General features: G+C 41.0%; 14 protein-coding genes and 1 tRNA gene. 12 read left to right on the top strand and 3 right to left on the bottom strand.

Features of this window, described 5'->3' with window-relative positions:
- Positions 1 to 19 precede the first annotated feature (19 nt).
- From B7717_RS02155 to B7717_RS02095, 12 genes are all read left to right on the top strand, one after another.
- A tRNA-Pro gene (locus tag B7717_RS02155) sits at positions 20 to 93 on the top strand.
- 175 nt (positions 94 to 268) lie between these two features.
- A complete protein-coding gene (locus B7717_RS02150) occupies positions 269 to 4,660 on the top strand; it encodes a PolC-type DNA polymerase III (protein ID WP_084944095.1) in 4,392 nt (1,463 codons plus the stop codon).
- Between the two features lie 87 nt (positions 4,661 to 4,747).
- Complete coding sequence (locus B7717_RS02145) at positions 4,748 to 5,269, top strand: DnaA ATPase domain-containing protein (RefSeq protein WP_000247995.1); 522 nt, start codon at positions 4,748 to 4,750, stop codon at positions 5,267 to 5,269.
- A gap of 109 nt (positions 5,270 to 5,378) precedes the next feature.
- Entirely contained in the window at positions 5,379 to 6,329 is a 951-nt protein-coding gene (locus B7717_RS02140; RefSeq protein ID WP_084944094.1) for a helix-turn-helix transcriptional regulator, read from the top strand.
- A gap of 7 nt (positions 6,330 to 6,336) precedes the next feature.
- Entirely contained in the window at positions 6,337 to 7,647 is a 1,311-nt protein-coding gene (locus B7717_RS02135) for a DUF262 domain-containing protein (protein ID WP_084944093.1), read from the top strand.
- A complete protein-coding gene (locus tag B7717_RS02130; protein ID WP_084944092.1) occupies positions 7,641 to 9,518 on the top strand; it encodes a GmrSD restriction endonuclease domain-containing protein in 1,878 nt (625 codons plus the stop codon). Before B7717_RS02135 ends, B7717_RS02130 begins: the two co-directional genes overlap by 7 nt.
- Positions 9,519 to 9,592: 74 nt before the next feature.
- Complete coding sequence (locus B7717_RS09655; RefSeq protein WP_000776615.1) at positions 9,593 to 9,745, top strand: hypothetical protein; 153 nt, start codon at positions 9,593 to 9,595, stop codon at positions 9,743 to 9,745.
- 15 nt (positions 9,746 to 9,760) lie between these two features.
- A complete protein-coding gene (locus B7717_RS02120) occupies positions 9,761 to 11,002 on the top strand; it encodes an aminopeptidase (protein ID WP_084944091.1) in 1,242 nt (413 codons plus the stop codon).
- 9 nt (positions 11,003 to 11,011) lie between these two features.
- Positions 11,012 to 11,242 (top strand): GlsB/YeaQ/YmgE family stress response membrane protein, encoded by a 231-nt coding sequence (locus B7717_RS02115; protein ID WP_049477767.1) that lies wholly within the window; start codon positions 11,012 to 11,014, stop codon positions 11,240 to 11,242.
- Between the two features lie 72 nt (positions 11,243 to 11,314).
- Complete coding sequence (locus B7717_RS02110) at positions 11,315 to 12,037, top strand: pseudouridine synthase (RefSeq protein WP_002879637.1); 723 nt, start codon at positions 11,315 to 11,317, stop codon at positions 12,035 to 12,037.
- 110 nt (positions 12,038 to 12,147) lie between these two features.
- Complete coding sequence (pepC, locus tag B7717_RS02100; protein WP_033605605.1) at positions 12,148 to 13,482, top strand: aminopeptidase C; 1,335 nt, start codon at positions 12,148 to 12,150, stop codon at positions 13,480 to 13,482.
- A 164-nt stretch (positions 13,483 to 13,646) separates the two neighbouring features.
- A complete protein-coding gene (locus B7717_RS02095; protein WP_084944090.1) occupies positions 13,647 to 15,875 on the top strand; it encodes an HAD-IC family P-type ATPase in 2,229 nt (742 codons plus the stop codon).
- 59 nt (positions 15,876 to 15,934) lie between these two features.
- On the opposite strand, the gene B7717_RS02090 is transcribed toward B7717_RS02095, so the two are convergent.
- From B7717_RS02090 to B7717_RS02080, 3 genes are all read right to left on the bottom strand, one after another.
- A complete protein-coding gene (locus B7717_RS02090; RefSeq protein ID WP_000818322.1) occupies positions 15,935 to 16,846 on the bottom strand; it encodes a PTS system mannose/fructose/sorbose family transporter subunit IID in 912 nt (303 codons plus the stop codon).
- 14 nt (positions 16,847 to 16,860) lie between these two features.
- The gene (locus B7717_RS02085) at positions 16,861 to 17,673 is read right to left on the bottom strand and encodes a PTS mannose/fructose/sorbose transporter subunit IIC (RefSeq protein ID WP_049479446.1); all 813 of its coding nucleotides are present in this window, start codon (positions 17,671 to 17,673) and stop codon (positions 16,861 to 16,863) included.
- A 75-nt stretch (positions 17,674 to 17,748) separates the two neighbouring features.
- The gene (locus B7717_RS02080; protein WP_049500953.1) at positions 17,749 to 18,738 is read right to left on the bottom strand and encodes a PTS sugar transporter subunit IIB; all 990 of its coding nucleotides are present in this window, start codon (positions 18,736 to 18,738) and stop codon (positions 17,749 to 17,751) included.
- Positions 18,739 to 18,794: the final 56 nt, after the last annotated feature.

The following is an 18,794-nucleotide window of genomic DNA, read 5'->3' as shown; positions in this document are numbered from 1 at the left end:
GTGCATTTTTTATTTAACGCGGGAAGTAGCTCAGCTTGGTAGAGTACTTGGTTTGGGACCAAGGTGTCGCAGGTTCGAATCCTGTCTTCCCGATTGATTGCGAGGATACTTAAAGGTATCTTTTTCTATTTATTAAGGAGATTCTGAGAGTCTTCTTTTTTGTTTACGGAACAAATTTGTGTAAACTAGTAGTGCTTAAGGAATGGTACCAGTCATATATTTTCTTTAATTATGGTAAAATAGTAAGAGAATAATGTGAGGAAAATGAATGTCAAGTAAGTTTGAAATTTTAATGAATCAACTAGGAGTCTCTGATCAATTGAGACGGGATCCTGCTCTTGTTGATGCCAGAATTGAGCGTGTTGTGGTTCATAAAATTAGTAAGATTTGGGAATTTCATTTTGTATTTTCTAATATTTTACCGATTGAAATCTTTTTAGAGTTAAAAAAAGGGCTTGGTGAAGAATTTTCTAAGACAGGGAATCGAGCTGTTTTCGAAATCAAGGCTCTTTCTCAAGAATTCTCTAATGAACTCTTGCAGTCCTACTATAGAGAGGCTTTTTCTGAAGGTCCATGTGCAAGTCAGGGGTTTAAATCTCTTTACCAGAATTTAAACGTTCGTGCGGAGGGAAATCAACTCATTATTGAAGGTTCAGAGGCGATTGATAAGGAGCACTTTAAGAAGAATCATCTTCCTAATCTAGCAAAGCAACTCGAAAAGTTTGGTTTCCCAGCTTTTGTATGCCAAGTAGAAAAGAACGATGCCCTTACACAAGAGCAGGAGGAAGCCTTTCATGTGGAGAATGAACAGATTGTTCAAGCTGCCAATGAGGAAGCGCTCCGGGCTATGGAGCAACTGGAACAAATGGCTCCTCCTCCAGTAGAAGAGAAGCCAGCCTTTGATTTTCAGGCTAAAAAGGCTGCGGCCAAGCCTAAACTAGATAAGGCTGAAGTTACCCAGATGATCGACGTGACGACTGAGGAAAATCGCCTGGTCTTTGAAGGGGTCGTTTTTGATGTGGAGCATAAGGTGACCAGAACTGGTCGCGTTTTGATCAACTTTAAAATAACAGACTACACTTCAAGTTTTTCAATGCAAAAATGGGTTAAGAATGAAGAAGAGGCTCAGAAGTTTGACCTCATCAAGAAGAATTCTTGGCTCCGAGTTCGTGGGAATGTGGAGATGAATAACTTCACACGTGATTTGACCATGAACGTGCAGGATGTGCAGGAAGTTGTTCACTATGAGCGGAAGGATTTGATGCCAGAAGGTGAGCGTCGGGTTGAGTTTCATGCTCATACTAATATGTCGACTATGGATGCTTTGCCAGAGGTTGAAGAAATCGTTGCGACAGCTGCTAAGTGGGGACACAAGGCGGTTGCCATCACGGACCATGGGAATGTCCAGTCCTTCCCACATGGCTACAAGGCAGCTAAGAAAGCTGGAATTCAGCTAATATATGGAATGGAAGCCAATATTGTGGAAGACCGTGTCCCTATCGTCTATAACGAAGTGGAGATGGACTTGTCAGAAGCGACCTATGTGGTTTTTGACGTGGAAACGACGGGGCTTTCAGCTATCTATAATGATTTGATTCAGGTTGCGGCCTCTAAGATGTACAAGGGGAATGTTATTGCCGAATTTGATGAATTTATCAATCCTGGGCATCCCTTGTCCGCTTTTACTACTGAGTTGACTGGAATTACAGATGACCATGTTAAAAATGCCAAACCACTGGAACAAGTTTTGCAAGAATTCCAAGAATTTTGTAAGAATACTGTTCTAGTCGCTCACAATGCGACCTTTGATGTTGGCTTTATGAATGCTAACTATGATCGTCATGGTCTTCCTAAAATTAGCCAGCCAGTTATTGATACGCTGGAGTTTGCTAGAAACCTTTATCCTGAGTATAAACGCCATGGCTTGGGACCTTTGACCAAGCGTTTTGGTGTGGCACTTGAACATCACCACATGGCCAACTACGATGCGGAAGCTACAGGTCGCCTGCTTTTCATCTTTATCAAAGAGGCAGCAGAAAAACATGGTGTGACTGATTTGGCTAGACTGAACATTGATTTGATTAGTCCAGACTCTTATAAAAAAGCTCGGATTAAACATGCGACAATTTATGTTAAGAATCAAGTAGGGTTGAAAAATATCTTTAAGTTGGTTTCTTTGTCTAACACCAAGTACTTTGAAGGAGTGCCACGGATTCCGAGAACGGTTCTAGATGCCCATCGGGAGGGCTTGATTTTGGGGTCGGCTTGCTCGGAGGGTGAAGTTTTTGACGCGGTTGTATCCCAAGGTGTGGATGCGGCGGTTGAGGTGGCCAAGTATTATGACTTTATCGAGGTCATGCCACCAGCTATCTATGCGCCATTGATTGCCAAAGAGCAGGTCAAGGATATGGAGGAACTTCAGACCATTATCAAGAGCTTGATAGAGGTTGGAGATCGTCTTGGCAAGCCTGTTCTGGCTACGGGAAATGTCCACTATATCGAACCAGAAGAAGAGATTTACCGTGAAATTATCGTCCGTAGTTTGGGACAAGGGGCTATGATTAACCGAACCATTGGTCATGGGGAACATGCCCAACCAGCTCCTCTTCCAAAGGCTCATTTTCGAACGACCAATGAGATGTTGGATGAATTTGCCTTCTTGGGTGAAGATTTAGCACGCAAACTAGTTATTGAAAACACTAATGTCTTGGCAGAAATCTTTGAACCTGTTGAGGTTGTTAAGGGTGACTTGTACACACCTTTCATTGACAAGGCGGAAGAAACGGTCGCCGAGCTGACCTACAAAAAAGCCTTTGAGATTTATGGAAATCCGCTGCCAGATATCGTTGATTTGCGGATTGAAAAAGAATTAACTTCCATTCTGGGGAATGGATTTGCCGTGATTTATCTGGCTTCGCAGATGCTGGTGCAACGTTCCAATGAACGGGGCTACTTGGTTGGTTCTCGTGGGTCTGTTGGGTCCAGTTTTGTTGCGACTATGATTGGGATTACGGAGGTTAATCCTCTCTCTCCACACTACGTCTGTGGTCAGTGTCAGTACAGCGAGTTTATCACGGATGGTTCTTACGGTTCAGGGTTTGATATGCCTAATAAGGACTGTCCAAAGTGTGGTCATAAACTCAGCAAAAATGGACAGGATATTCCTTTCGAGACCTTCCTTGGTTTTGATGGGGACAAGGTTCCCGATATTGACTTGAACTTCTCGGGAGAAGACCAGCCTAGCGCCCACTTGGATGTACGTGATATCTTTGGTGAAGAATATGCCTTCCGTGCAGGAACGGTTGGTACAGTTGCTGCTAAGACTGCTTATGGATTTGTCAAGGGCTATGAGAGAGACTATGGGAAGTTTTATCGTGATGCAGAGGTGGAACGTCTTGCCCAAGGTGCTGCCGGTGTCAAGCGGACTACAGGACAACACCCAGGAGGAATCGTTGTTATTCCGAACTACATGGATGTCTACGACTTTACGCCTGTTCAGTATCCAGCGGATGACGTGACGGCTGAATGGCAGACGACTCACTTTAACTTCCATGATATCGATGAGAATGTCCTCAAACTCGATGTACTGGGGCATGATGATCCGACCATGATTCGAAAATTGCAGGACTTGTCTGGTATTGACCCTAATGAAATTCCTATGGATGATGAAGGTGTCATGGCCCTCTTTTCTGGAACTGATGTACTAGGGGTAACACCTGAGCAAATCGGAACGCCGACGGGCATGCTGGGAATCCCAGAGTTTGGAACAAACTTTGTACGTGGGATGGTAGACGAAACGCATCCGACGACCTTTGCGGAATTGCTTCAGTTGTCTGGATTATCCCACGGTACCGATGTGTGGTTGGGAAATGCCCAGGATTTGATCAAGCAAGGAATTGCGGACCTATCGACTGTTATCGGTTGTCGGGACGACATCATGGTTTACCTCATGCATGCGGGTCTCGAGCCTAAGATGGCCTTTACCATCATGGAACGGGTACGTAAGGGCTTGTGGTTGAAGATTTCAGAAGAGGAGCGAAATGGCTATATCGAAGCCATGAAGGCCAATAAGGTGCCAGAGTGGTATATCGAGTCCTGTGGAAAAATCAAGTATATGTTCCCTAAAGCCCATGCGGCAGCCTACGTTATGATGGCCTTGCGCGTAGCCTACTTCAAGGTTCACCATCCCATTTATTACTACTGTGCTTACTTTTCAATCCGCGCTAAGGCTTTTGATATCAAGACCATGGGTGCGGGCTTGGACGCCATCAAGCGCAGAATGGAAGAAATCGCTGAAAAACGGAAGAACAATGAAGCCTCTAATGTGGAAATTGACCTCTATACCACTCTTGAGATTGTCAATGAGATGTGGGAACGTGGCTTTAAGTTTGGCAAGTTAGACCTCTATCGTAGTGATGCGACTGAATTCATCATTGACGGAGACACTCTTATCCCACCATTTGTAGCAATGGATGGTCTGGGAGAGAACGTTGCTAAGCAGTTGGTGCGTGCGCGTGAAGAGGGTGAGTTCCTCTCTAAGACAGAACTGCGCAAGCGTGGTGGACTTTCATCAACCTTGGTTGAAAAGATGGATGAAATGGGGATTCTCGGCAATATGCCAGAGGACAACCAGTTGAGTTTGTTTGATGATTTGTTTTAAAAAATTGCTTATTTTGATCAAGTGGACAAAAAATGTCCACTTGATTTGTTATAATTCTCTTAAAAATAAAAGAAAAGAGAGTATAATATGGTGAATCAAGAAATTTTAAATTCTAATGTGTCAATTGAAGAGGAAATTTATAATTTTGAAAAAGGCTTGAAAGATGATGGGAGTGATTGGACCGGATTTCCACAAATAGACTTAAAAGAAGATTCTCAATGTATTTACATTTGCGGTATTTCAGAGACTGACAGATGGCATTTGTTTTATACGTTAACTAAAATAAAACCTGCTACTCCAATAGCATCACTTGCATATTATCGAGTGAGAGATAATTTGATTTTTTCTAAACATAGTCAATGGATAAAAATGCAAATGGAGTATACAGAGTATGATTTGATTTTTCTGGATGGAGTTCAATTCTTGGGAGAGGCTGATCAAAGGGTACAGGAATACTGGATGCAGCAATTCAAAGAGAATAAGAAAAGAAGCAAACTCTTCATTGTATATTCAGACTGCTTACCCGAAGACTTAAAAAATATGGCTGAATCCGTAGTTGAGTTCTTCGAATCTGGCATAGTGGTACAGTTGAAATCATCTAAGGGCTAGTTTATTTTGCTTTAATCGTTTTGAATATAAAGTGCTAGTTAGACTATAGAAGTGATAAAAATGTACTGGAAATAATATTGTTTGAATAATATGTAGAAGGAAATTGCAAATGAATGATCAAGAGAGACTGCTAACGATTTTTTTACGTTTACAGTTTGGGACTCCGTTAGGAAAAAAGCAATTGGCTCAGGAATTTGAGGTTAGCGAAAAGACGATACAGAGAGATTTTTCACTACTCCGTGATATTTTATCTAGTAACACCAGTTATAGTGGAGATTTGCTTTATAATCGTAAAACGAATAAGTATTGTTTAGCAAGTAAGTCAGTTTTTAATAAAAAGGATATTCTCGTTATTTCAAAGATTTTATTGGAAAATCGAGCACTGAACAGACCAGAAATTGCTAGCTTACTAAATAAATTACTTGTCTTAGTTCCCCGTGATGATCAGAAAGAAATTGAGCAGATTATTGGCAGTGAAAAGCTTAACTATGCTCCCTTAACGGATCAACAAAATAGAATAGAGAAAATTTGGAATTTATCAGAAGCCATTATGAATGAACAGGTTCTAGATATTATCTATCAAAAACCTTATTCTGAATCTTCTAAGAGGCAGACTGTTTTGCCAGTCTCTCTTTATTATGATAGTCATTATTTCTATCTAGTTGTTTACCAGTTGAAACATGCTACTTATATTACTTTAAGAGTAGACCGCATCCAGTCATGGTCTCTTAGTGGTATAGAGAAACCCTCTATTTCTTATCGAGATAAATTTAGGGATGGTGACATTCGTAACGAGAGAGTAGATGCTTTTATCGGGAAGAAAATCAGTATTGAAATCGAGTATTTGTACGATCCGACGATTGTGATGGATCAATTTCCAAATGCAAAAATAGTTGGGAAAAATGGCGATTGGACTCATTTTAAGTTTGAAAGTCAGCACACACCGGGGCTTAAACGCTGGTTGCTGGGGCAAGGGGAAGCAGTTACTGTTTTGTCTCCTCGAATTTTAGTAGAGGATATGAAGCAAACAGTTAAAGAAATGATAGATAAATATAGATGAGGATAAAATGACTATTCAATTTACTTCTAAAAAGGTTGGAGAACTATTGAAAAAAGGGAATTTGCGGATTCCTTCTTATCAAAGACCATATAAATGGAACAGAAAACATATCCGTAATCTTTTTTATGATTTACGAGATGCTATGGGGAAAAAGGAATATCAGATTGGTTCCGTTATCTTGCATGAAAATGATAGATACTTAGATATTGTCGATGGACAGCAACGGCTAATTTCTATTTCCTTGTTTCTTCATTTATTAGATGATTTAGAGAATTATAAGGGTGCTAATCAACTGCTGAGTGCTGAATTTGGAGAGCTATCTTGCTATCATGCGAGTGAAAATTATAATGAGTGGGAAAATTTAACTCAATTGGTTGGTGAAAATCAGGCAAAAGATATTTGCAATTTTTTATTGGAAAATTGTTCTGTCTCCGTGATTACTATGCCACAGGAACGATTATCAGAGGCCTTTCAGCTATTTGATTCTCAGAATAATCGTGGAAAATCTTTAGAACCTCATGATTTGCTCAAAGCCTATCATCTTCGCAAGCAAGATTCCGAAGATGAAAGAATTGTTGAAAAGTGGGAGCAATTTGTAGAGGATAAAGAGTTAAGTCTCAAAGAGTTGTTTGATAAACATCTTTTTCGTATGAGACGTTGGTCGCGAGGAGAGACAGGATTAACAAACAAGCGTTATGGCTCTTATCTCCGTTTTACAGAGGATTTTATTGACGACTTTAAAGGCGTTGATTTGAATCAGAACTTTCCATACCTAGAATTGTATCGTCATATTGAAAAACTCCCTATGTCAATTACTATGCCAATAATTGATGGAAGTAAATTTTTTGAGTATATTGAATCTTCTCATGAAACTATTAAAGTTCATAAAAATTTTTTAAATAAAAAGTTTGGAGTCTCTAATGAGTTAGAGGAAGAAGAACAAAATTTAGCTTACCCAGAAGGTATGTTAAACATTTACAACAGCTCAAAGGGTCGCTATCTCAAGTGTCACAATATATTCCTAAATATTTGCTCGCTTTTCGCAGATAGATTTGGGAAAGATGAGCTATCAAAAGAGATAGTAGAGACCTTGTTTATTTGGTCTTATTACCCTCGAGTTAAGTCTAAAGCCATATATGATGCAACTGTTGGAAACTATGTTGCTGGTGGAAGGTTTAGACAAAAAGAGGTTCAAAAGCTATTTCAACTTTTATCTCATGCTGTCACTCCAAATGATTTCATGGTCAAGATAGATAGAGAGTTATTTGAAAATTATACTGTGGATAAGATTATAGAAGAGGAAAAAGATAAATGGTAGAAACACATATAAGCTTATCAGTTAATCGTTTGTTAAATGAAGATACCTATGCTATTCCTCTTTATCAGAGAAATTTTGCCTGGACTTATGATGAAATTGAGCAGTTATTGAACGACGTAGCAGATGCTTTTCAAGAAAATAGAGACAATTATAATTATTATATTGGAACATTAGTCGTTAATAAAGAGAATGACATTTTCAAAATCATAGATGGGCAACAACGAACAACCGCTCTTAATTTGATTGCCTTAGCTTTGAAGAATGAGTTTGGTTTTGATAGATTGAAAGCTGTTAATCTTACCTTCCCAGCTCGGAAGAAATCAAATGAAAATATTCAAAAACTATTTACTAAGCAAAAAATTTCTGAGGACGATGAAAATGAATTAACTAGAGGGTACAGACATGCTAAAGATGCCTTGAAAAAAGTGCTAGAGGAGCGTCACCTTAATCCTCAGTCTTTCGTTGATTATCTTTTTGATAAAGTTATTATTTTTCGGAGTATACTTCCTGAAGACTTAGACTTAAATCTTTATTTCGAACGTTTCAACTCTCGTGGAGAACAACTAGAGGCTCATGAGATCCTTAAGGCGCAAATGATGGCCAAGTTTGGTGCAGATCAAGAAATGGCACAAAAATTTGCAAGAATTTGGGATGCCTGTGCGGAATTTGATAAGCCGGTATCAAGTCAATTTAAGATGCGACGGAAGAGAGCAGATGATTTTCAAGAACGCGAACGTATTTTTGGATGGCATTTTACAAATTACTCATTTCATAATATTTATGATGATATTGATTTTTATCAAAATGAAAGAAGAAAGTTATCAGATATATTAGGAAAAAAGATAAATGAAAAAAATATAGAAGTAGAAAAAGATTTTGGTGATTATACCCAAGTTATCGATTTTCCAACCTTCCTACTCCATGTATTGGCAATTTGGGAAGGTAAGGATACCAATGAGGTTCAGTTAGACGACAAGAAACTTTTAGCCCTATTTGATATAAAAAATAAAAATAAGACTTGGATTATTGAATTCAGTGAATTTCTTCTTAAAATAAAACATATTTTTGATAATTACATCGTTAGAAATTCAAATATGGATTCTTCAAGCAGAAATAAGGATGAATGGTTTTTGCAGAAGGGAACTTATTATGAATATCAACCTAATGGAAAAGCGAAAGAGCATTACATAGTTGAAGAACGCTTTACTAAGAATACATTTTCAGATTTGGAAATTAACAAAAACATCATTCTTTTGCAATCGATGTTTGCTGTGACTTTCACTGCCAATCGTGATAGTCGTTGGTTATATGAAATTTTACAATTTCTCTACAGACATATTGAAGAACTAAATGATCAAAAATTTGGTGATTATTTTAAAAAATTTCTTGAAAAAATGGCAGTGACGTACGCAGAAGAAAGATTGTTTACTGAGGATAGAAGAATTAAGAAATATGGTGCAATTCCTGTTTATGCTTTTAACTTTGTAGATTATGTTTTATGGAAAAATCGTGAAGAATTAAAGAAAGCATACGATGTTAAGTTTGAAGATTTCAAATTTACATATCGTCGTTCTATAGAGCATTGGTTTCCACAACATCCAAATAGTGATGAAAGAGTTGAAAAAATTGATGATAAATTTTTGCACTCCTTTGGGAATCTCTGTATCATTACAGATAGTCAAAATTCGAAGTTTGGAAATTTAGTTCCAAGTGCAAAATATAAACAGTGGGAAGGAATTTTCAATCGCCAGAGTTTAAAATTACAGATGATGGCAGATGTAACGGTAAAGAATGATAAATGGGGTATTTGTGAGATTCAATTTATGGAAAAAGAAGTGGAAAGATATGTACACGACTTTTGTGATAGTTAAATAAAAACAAGCTTTAATGAGCTTGTTTTTTAAAATGCTAATATATGTGATATACTAGTAATGGGGGACATTTGATGAAACTAAGAATTTTTGCGGAAGATAAACCTGCTGAAAAGATTTTTGACTATCAGCTAGAGCTGGCAGATGAAACAATTCTTCTATCGACAGCGCTCTTGTCTGGTGCCATTGCTTTAGCAGGATTATTTTCTGCTTTGAAAGAAAAATAGAAAAGGAAAAATAGAATGGTTTTACCAAATTTTAAAGAAAATCTAGAAAAATATGCGAAATTGTTGGTTGCGAATGGAATTAACGTGCAACCTGGTCACACTTTGGCTCTTTCTATCGATGTGGAGCAACGTGAATTGGCGCATCTAATCGTGAAAGAAGCCTATGCCTTGGGTGCGCATGAGGTTATCGTTCAGTGGACTGATGATGTGATCAACCGTGAGAAATTCCTCCACGCGCCGATAGAGCGTCTGAACAATGTGCCAGAATACAAGATTGCTGAGATGAACTACCTCTTGGAAAACAAGGCTAGCCGTCTAGGAGTTCGTTCATCTGATCCAGGTGCCTTGAACGGAGTGGATGCTGATAAGCTTTCAGCTTCTGCGAAAGCTATGGGACTTGCGATGAAGCCAATGCGTATCGCAACGCAATCCAACAAGGTTAGCTGGACTGTAGCAGCTGCAGCAGGGCTTGAGTGGGCTAAGAAGGTCTTTCCAAATGCTGCGAGCGATGAAGAAGCAGTGGACCTCCTTTGGGATCAAATCTTCAAAACTTGTCGTGTCTATGAAGAAGATCCTGTTAAAGCTTGGGAAGAGCATGCAGCCATTCTTAAGAGTAAGGCAGAAATGCTTAATAAAGAGCAATTTTCAGCCCTTCACTACACAGCGCCAGGAACCGATCTGACACTTGGCTTGCCTAAGAATCACGTTTGGGAATCAGCTGGCGCTATCAATGCACAGGGAGAAGGATTCTTGCCAAATATGCCGACAGAAGAAGTCTTTACGGCTCCTGACTTCCGTCGTGCAGATGGCTATGTAACCTCTACAAAACCACTTAGCTACAACGGAAATATCATCGAAGGCATTAAAGTAACTTTCAAGGATGGACAAATCGTTGACATTACTGCTGAAAAGGGTGATCAGGTCATGAAAGACCTTGTCTTTGAAAATGCGGGTGCGCGTGCCTTGGGCGAATGTGCCTTGGTACCAGATCCAAGCCCAATTTCTCAGTCAGGGATTACCTTCTTTAACACCCTTTTTGATGAAAATGCTTCAAACCACTTGGCTATCGGTGCTGCCTATGCGACCAGCGTTGTTGGTGGAGCAGAGATGAGCGAAGAAGAGCTTGAAGCTGCAGGACTTAACCGTTCAGATGTTCACGTTGACTTTATGATTGGCTCTAACCAAATGGATATCGATGGTATCCGTGAGGATGGAACACGCGTACCCCTCTTCCGTAATGGAGACTGGGCAATTTAAGGAGAAGCTATGCTTGGAAGTATGTTTGTTGGTCTCCTAGTGGGGCTCTTGGCAGGTGCTTTGACCAATCGTGGGGAAAGCATGGGATGCTTTGGAAAAATGTTTCTCGGCTGGATTGGTGCCTTTTTGGGCCACTTGCTTTTCGGAACTTGGGGTCCAATTATAGCAGGAACGGCCATTATCCCAGCTATTTTAGGAGCTATGCTTGTCTTGGCTATTTTCTGGAGACGAGGAAGTTAGTTTCTTGAAAAATTAGAAAAAAGGAGGTTGGTCACTTGGGCAGCCTCCTTTTGAGTATGATATAATAGTTCTATGAGATTAGATAAATTTTTAGTTGCCTGTGCTGTGGGGAGTCGGACAGAAGTCAAAAACTTGCTCAAGGCTGGGCGCGTGACGGTAAATGGTAAAAAAGAAAAGTCAGCTAAACTGCAGATTAATGAAGAAAGAGATGAGATTCGCTTTGATGGCCAAGTGCTAGAGTATGAAGAGTTTGTCTACTACATGATGAACAAGCCCCAAGGAGTCATTTCAGCAACTGAAGATACCAAACATAGAACAGTTTTAGACTTGTTAGATGACTATGCTCGCGCCAAGGAAGTTTTTCCTGTCGGGCGCTTGGATATTGACACGCATGGTCTTCTGCTCTTGACCAATGACGGTCAGCTGGCCCATGCCCTTCTTTCACCCAAACGTCATGTGGATAAGACCTATTTGGCTCAAGTCGAAGGCATCATGAGCCAAGAAGATGTGGATACATTTGCCAAGGGCATTTCGCTCAAGGACTTTACCTGCCAGCCAGCTAAATTGGAGCTTGTGTCGGTAGATTCAGTAAAGAATCAAAGTCTGGTTCGTGTGACCATTGCTGAAGGGAAGTTTCATCAGGTTAAACGCATGGTAGCATACTGTGGTAAGGAAGTCGTGGACTTGCAACGTTTGACGATGGGAACTTTAGTTTTGGATGAGAACTTAGAACGAGGAGAATGGCGTCGCCTGACCAGGGAGGAGTTAGAGAATCTCCTTGCTAGTATTGCTTAGTTTGGATTATGTTAGAAAAGGTGAGGGAGAATGTCCTTGCCTTTTTCGTTTTTCAGTTGCTTCATTTGTGAAAAGAGTTATAATAGACAGTAGAATAAAAGGAGGAATCTATGAACGCGATTCAAGAATCATTTACAGATAAACTTTTTGCCAACTATGAAGCAAATGTCAAATACCAAGCGATCGAAAATGCTGCCAGCCATAACGGAATTTTTGCAGCCCTAGAACGTCGCCAAAGCCATGTAGACAATACACCTGTTTTCTCATTGGATTTGACCAAGGACAAGGTTACTAACCAGAAAGCGTCTGGTCGTTGCTGGATGTTTGCAGCTCTCAACACCTTCCGTCACAAACTCATTTCTCAATATAAATTGGAAAACTTTGAATTGTCACAAGCCCACACTTTCTTCTGGGACAAGTATGAAAAATCTAACTGGTTCTTGGAGCAAGTCATTGCGACTGCAGATCAAGAATTGACGAGCCGTAAGGTTAGCTTCCTACTCCAAACTCCACAACAAGACGGTGGACAGTGGGATATGGTCGTGGCCCTCTTTGAAAAATATGGTGTCGTTCCTAAGTCAGTTTACCCTGAGTCTGTTTCATCTAGTAATAGCCGTGAGCTCAATGCAATTCTTAACAAATTGCTTCGCCAAGATGCCCAAATCTTGCGTGACTTGCTCGCTTCTGGTGCTGACCAAGCGACTGTTCAAGCTAAGAAAGAAGACCTCTTGCAAGAAATCTTTAACTTCCTTGCTATGTCACTAGGTCTTCCACCGCGTAAATTTGACTTTGCTTATCGCGATAAGGATGATAACTACCAAAGCGAAAAGGGTATCACGCCACAAGAGTTTTACAAGAAATATGTCAATCTTCCTCTAGAAGACTACGTTTCTGTTATCAATGCTCCAACTGCTGACAAGCCTTACGGTAAATCTTACACAGTTGAGATGTTGGGAAATGTGGTTGGTAGCCGTGCAGTTCGTTACATCAACGTACCAATGGAGCGCTTAAAAGAATTGGCGATTGCCCAAATGCAAACAGGAGAAACTGTTTGGTTTGGTTCAGATGTCGGCCAGCTCAGCAACCGCAAAGCTGGAATCCTTGCGACTGATGTTTATGACTTTGAATCAAGCATGGATATTCAACTGACTCAAGACAAGGCTGGACGTTTGGACTACAGCGAAAGTTTGATGACCCACGCCATGGTCTTGACAGGTGTGGACTTGGACGAAAATGGCAAGTCAACCAAGTGGAAAGTTGAAAACTCATGGGGAGACAAGGTCGGTGCAGATGGTTACTTTGTCGCCTCAGACGCTTGGATGGACGAATACACTTACCAAATCGTTGTCCGTAAAGAATTGCTGACAGCAGAAGAACAAGCTGCCTATGAAGCAGAACCAATCGTACTTGCACCATGGGATCCAATGGGAGCCTTGGCAGAATAAAGCATAAAGAAAAGAGGTTAGGGGAATCCTAGCCTCTTTTTAAGTTCTTCTTGAAGTGGCGATAGGTGATGCTTGCCAAGGGAGTTCTCCTTATTTTGAGTCTTTAAGTGACAGAGAAAAAGATATGTGTTACTATAGTAGTACAAAAGGATATCGGAGTAGAAATGAAGTATTTAAGCAGTCAAGACATCAAGGATCGTCAACGAAATATCAGCGACATTAAACCCTACAAAACAACCAAGGAAATCGTCGTTTCAAATATCTTTACCTTCTTTAATGCCATGAACCTGGCTCTGGCAGTTCTGGTAGCCACAACCTTGCGATTTGAGAACATGCTCTTTTTAGGTGTGATTGCTATCAATACAGCTATCGGGATTTTCCAAGAAGTGCGTTCAAAAAATGCTTTGGAAAAGCTAAGTTTGCTTGGTAAAAGTAAGTACAAGGTCAATCGAGATGGTCAAACGATCGAGATTGATCCAGAAGACATCGTTCTGGGGGAATATCTGCATCTCAATCTGGGAGATCAGGTACCTGTCGATGCAGAAGTGCTTGAAGGAACGATCGAAGTGGATGAGTCCTTGCTGACTGGTGAGAGTGATTCAGTCTTTAAAACAGCAGGTGACAAGCTGATGAGCGGAAGCAATGTCGTTAGCGGTACTTGTCTGGTCACGGCGACGGCGGTCGGACCCGATAGTTATATCAACAAACTCGCAAAATCCAGCAAGGAATTCAAAAAATACCCTTCTCAACTACGCGATTACATGGATAAGATTTTAAAAATCGTCTCGATCTTGCTGGTGCCAGTTGCCATTCTGCTCTATGTCAGAGGTTTTAGTCTAGGACGGTCTTATGTTGAAATTGTTTTAGGAAGTTCAGGTGCCTTGGTCGGCATGATTCCAGAGGGTTTGATTCTCTTGGTTAGTGTGTCCCTAGCAGTAGCAGCCATGAAGCTGGCTAAAAAGAAGGTTCTGGTACAGGAGCTATACTGTGTAGAGACCTTGGCGCGAGTAGATATTCTTTGTTTTGATAAGACGGGAACTATCACGACGGGGAATATGAAGGTCCAAGAAATGGATGCTAATGTAGCAGAGAAACTATCTTCTTATTTGGCTTATTTCGAAGATGAAAATGCAACTTCCCGAGCTCTGAAGACTTACTTAACCTGTGAGAAAAAGTGGGAAGTTCAAGAAGTCGGTGCATTTTCAAGTAAAAATAAGTATTCCTTTGTCCAAGTAAAAGAGGGTGGGACCTATTTCTTCGGAGCCTATGAGTTTCTGGGCTTTACCCAGCCGATGGATGCCTACTATGAGCATCTGAAACAGCAAGGTTTTCGAATCTTGACACTTGCCCATAGTAAGGACCACATCACGAGTCCAGCCAATATGGAACTACTAGGCCACGTCATTTTGTCAGATGAGATTAAGGACAATACCAAGGAAACCTTTGACTATTTCGAATCTCAAGGTGTTGAAGTGAAGATCATCAGCGGTGATAATCATGTGGCTGTATATGGGGTGGCTCGTAAGGCAGGTTTTAAGGAAGAAGCCCGTGCGATTGATATGACCAAGGTGAGCGATGATGACTTTGAGAGAGTGGTCTTGGAACACGAAATATTTGGTCGTGTGACACCTGAACAGAAAGAAAAGATGGTATCTATTTTGCAAAAGGCTGGTAAAACAGTTGCCATGAGCGGTGACGGGGTCAATGATGTTCTGGCTCTCAAGAAAGCAGATATTAGTTTTGCCATGAAGGGGGCTACGAGTGCAGCTAAAAGTGTATCCAATATTGTTTTTCTCACTGATGACTTTGCAGTATTTTATGATATCTTGATGGAAGGTCGCCGTGTGATTAATAACATTCAAAAGGTAGCTTCTCTCTTTCTAACAAAGACCTTCTTCTCCATCGTGTTTGCGATTTTGAGTGTGGTATTTGGTTTGGAATTCGCCTTTATCCCCATTCAGTTTACAATCATTTCAGCCATTACGATTGGGATTCCATCCTTCTTCCTAACTTTTGAGTCCAATAAAGAAAAGGTTAGTACACATTTTATGCGAGATATTTTGACCAATGCTGCGATTGGTGGTGGCATTCTGGTTGCTAGTGTTCTTTTGACCAACTTCTTTATCACTGTCCCAGGTCGGGTCAAATTTATTTGCTTCCTACTTGCTTTGTTCAATGGTCTGTGTCTGGTTGCCAAGGTCAGCCTGCCATTTAATCGATACAAACTAGTCTTGCTCATACTTTTGAGCCTTGCAGCCCTTGTTGGTGTACTTGCCAATACTTTTATCCTACAGGGAGCTTTTGTGCCTTTAGAAGCCAAACAGCTACTCTATGTTGCCATACTAGCAGTGGTGATTGGGTGCTTTCATTATCTTACTAGGAGAAAAAGTTGATACATAAAAAGAATCAGGTTTAATCCTGATTCTTTTTTGTTTATATATTCTCACCGAGATTACATGATACCGAAGAAACGAGCTGCGATACCAACTGCAAAGAGGGCAAGGATGATTGTGATTGGAGATACTTTTTTCTTAAGCAACCACATGCAAAGGAAAGTAAGGAGAAGTCCCATCAATCCTGGAATCAATGAGTCCAACTGACCTTGAAGCGTTTGTGGTTGAACTCTATCTAGGCTCATACCACTAAGCGCTTGACCAAGAATGCCCTTCAACTCAGCTCCTGTAACAGGACCTTCTGGGAAGTTGATGTAGGCACCTTCTGACAATTGTTTGCCTGGAAGGTTGATAGTGAAGTTGATGGATACCCAACGTTGTACAAGAACGGCAAGGATGAACATACCAAGGATAGAAGCACCTTTAGTGATGTCTTTCAAGATACCACCAGACATGTCTTTAGTGATCTCAGATCCAGCTTTGTAACCGAACTCTTGTGTGTACCATAGGAAGGCCATACGGATAGCATTCCATCCGAAGAAGAAGAGAAGTGGACCAACAAGGTTACCAGATGCAGCAAGTGATGCACCAAGAGCTCCAAGGATAGGACGAACTGTAAACCAGAATACTGGGTCACCGATACCAGCAAGAGGTCCCATCATACCGATTTTAACCCCTTGGATAGCCGCGTCGTCGATTTCAACACCGTTAGCGCGCTCTTCTTCAAGTGCAAGAGTAACCCCCATGATTGGAGCAGCGACGTATGGGTGAGTGTTGAAGAATTCAAGGTGGCGCTCAAGAGCAGCCGCTTGGTCTTCTTTTTTAGTGTACAATTTTTTGATAGCTGGGATCAATGAGTAAGCCCAACCCAAGTTTTGCATACGTTCGTAGTTCCAAGAACCTTGAAGGAATTGTGAACGCCACCAAACTTTTTGACGATCTGATTTTGATAATTGAATTTTTTCAGCCATGATTGTTCCCCTTTCTAGTAGTCTTCTAGGATATCACCGATTGGGTCGTTAGAAGTTGCAGCTCCGCCGCCACCGTTTCCACCTTGTTTTGTAAGGTTAAGGTAGATGAAGGCAAGGGCAACACCGATGACACCAAGGGCAATCAAAGTCAATTGAGAGATTGCTGCAAGAGCAAAACCGATTGCGAAGAATGGCCATACTTCACGAGTTGCCATCATGTTGATAACCATAGCGTAACCAACGGCAACGACCATAGCACCACCGACAGCCATACCACCATTCAACCATTCTGGCATCAAACCAAGAGCATCTTGAACAGCAGAAGCTGGGATAGCGATAAGGAAGGCAGCAGGGATTGCAATACGAAGACCTTGAAGAAGAAGTGCAACAAAGTGAGCACGCTCAACAGCTGCAATGTTTCCGTCTTTAGCAGCAGCATCAGCTGAGTGAACTAAGGCAACTGAGATTGTACGAACAATCATTGTCAAGAAAAGTCCAGCTACAGCAAGAGGGATAGCTGTTGCCGTTGCAACGGCGATACCATCAGTAGTAAAGTTACCACCTTTGATCAAGATGATTGCTGCAGCAACAGATGCAAGAGCAGCGTCAGGAGCTACGGCAGCTCCGATGTTTGCCCAACCAAGGGCGATCATTTGAAGAGATCCACCAAGCATAACCCCTGCTTCGAGGTTACCAGTTGCAAGTCCGATAAGGGTACATGCGACGATTGGTTGATGGAATTGGAATTGGTCGAGGATACCTTCAAGACCTGCAAGGAAGGCAACAACTACAACCAAGATAGCAGAAATGATTGAAATATCTGACATGGTTTTATTCCTTTTCTATTTAGTTTTAATAAAGTATTTAATCCTGTTTTCAAAAATGATAGAAACAGATTAACATTATTGAACGTTTGCTTTCTTAATCAAGTCAAACAAATCTTTTTTCGTGTCGTTTGGTACTTTACGTACGTCAAATTCAACACCGAGGTCACGCATTTTTTCAAAGGTTGCAACGTCTTCTTTGTCCATAGACAAAACGTTGTTGATCATTGTTTTACCTGTTGAGTGAGCCATAGAACCAACGTTAAGGGTCTTGATTGGCACGCCACCTTCGATAGCACGAAGTGCATCTTGTGGAGTTTCAAACAAGATAAGGGCATGAGTTTCGCCGAAACGTGGGTCTTTTGCAACGTCGATCAATTTCTGGATTGGGACAACGTTGGCTTTTACTCCATTAGGAGCTGCTTGTTTGATCAATTCTTTACGCAACTCGTCGTTTGCAACGTTGTCTGAAGCAACGATGATACGATCTGCTTTTGAATCTGGAGTCCAAGCAGTGGCAACCTGACCGTGAAGGAGACGAGTGTCTAGACGAGCAAGGTTGATTTTCAGTTTACCGTCACCGATAACTGTTCCTTCTGGAATAGCAGCTTGTGAAACTGGAGCAGCTGCAGCAGTTGCAACTTCCTCAACTGGGTTAAGCTCTTCTGGAAGAGCCTTGATGCCATCTTTGGCTTCTTTAATGATATTCGCAGCGACTTTATCCACACCTGCATTCGCGTCCATAAGGCGCTCTGTGTAGGCTTGGATCAACATCGGCAAGTTCAGTCCTGTGATGATGGCAAACTTACGTTCTGGATTTTCTCCCATTACGCGGCTAGCTTGGTTGAATGGAGATCCACTCCAAAGGTCAGCCAATACTAGAACCTCATCTTCTGCGTCAAATGCAGCCACAGCGTTGTTGAATTTAGCGTAAAGGTCATCTGGACCTTCATTTGGCATAAAGGTTACAACTTGAACCTTTTCTTGTTCACCAAAGATCATAGATCCTGACTGATGAATACCCGCAGCAAATTCGCCGTGGCTCGCAATAATGATTCCGATACTCATTATTGTCATTCCTCCTTATAAAATGTTTGACTGTATGTTTAAGAAAACTTTAAGCC

It is taken from the genome of Streptococcus oralis subsp. oralis (assembly GCF_002096495.1).
Classification (GTDB): Bacteria; Bacillota; Bacilli; order Lactobacillales; family Streptococcaceae; genus Streptococcus; species Streptococcus oralis_CU.
Note: the sequence above shows the minus strand (reverse complement) of the source record. Positions and strands in the feature narration are given on the sequence as shown.

Coding starts and splice junctions, on each gene's coding strand:
- B7717_RS02150 (WP_084944095.1), top strand. CDS start 269: ATGTCAAGTAAGTTTGAAATTTTAATGAATCAACTAGGAGTCTCTGAT.
- B7717_RS02145 (WP_000247995.1), top strand. CDS start 4,748: ATGGTGAATCAAGAAATTTTAAATTCTAATGTGTCAATTGAAGAGGAA.
- B7717_RS02140 (WP_084944094.1), top strand. CDS start 5,379: ATGAATGATCAAGAGAGACTGCTAACGATTTTTTTACGTTTACAGTTT.
- B7717_RS02135 (WP_084944093.1), top strand. CDS start 6,337: ATGACTATTCAATTTACTTCTAAAAAGGTTGGAGAACTATTGAAAAAA.
- B7717_RS02130 (WP_084944092.1), top strand. CDS start 7,641: ATGGTAGAAACACATATAAGCTTATCAGTTAATCGTTTGTTAAATGAA.
- B7717_RS09655 (WP_000776615.1), top strand. CDS start 9,593: ATGAAACTAAGAATTTTTGCGGAAGATAAACCTGCTGAAAAGATTTTT.
- B7717_RS02120 (WP_084944091.1), top strand. CDS start 9,761: ATGGTTTTACCAAATTTTAAAGAAAATCTAGAAAAATATGCGAAATTG.
- B7717_RS02115 (WP_049477767.1), top strand. CDS start 11,012: ATGCTTGGAAGTATGTTTGTTGGTCTCCTAGTGGGGCTCTTGGCAGGT.
- B7717_RS02110 (WP_002879637.1), top strand. CDS start 11,315: ATGAGATTAGATAAATTTTTAGTTGCCTGTGCTGTGGGGAGTCGGACA.
- pepC (WP_033605605.1), top strand. CDS start 12,148: ATGAACGCGATTCAAGAATCATTTACAGATAAACTTTTTGCCAACTAT.
- B7717_RS02095 (WP_084944090.1), top strand. CDS start 13,647: ATGAAGTATTTAAGCAGTCAAGACATCAAGGATCGTCAACGAAATATC.
- B7717_RS02090 (WP_000818322.1), bottom strand. CDS start 16,846: ATGGCTGAAAAAATTCAATTATCAAAATCAGATCGTCAAAAAGTTTGG.
- B7717_RS02085 (WP_049479446.1), bottom strand. CDS start 17,673: ATGTCAGATATTTCAATCATTTCTGCTATCTTGGTTGTAGTTGTTGCC.
- B7717_RS02080 (WP_049500953.1), bottom strand. CDS start 18,738: ATGAGTATCGGAATCATTATTGCGAGCCACGGCGAATTTGCTGCGGGT.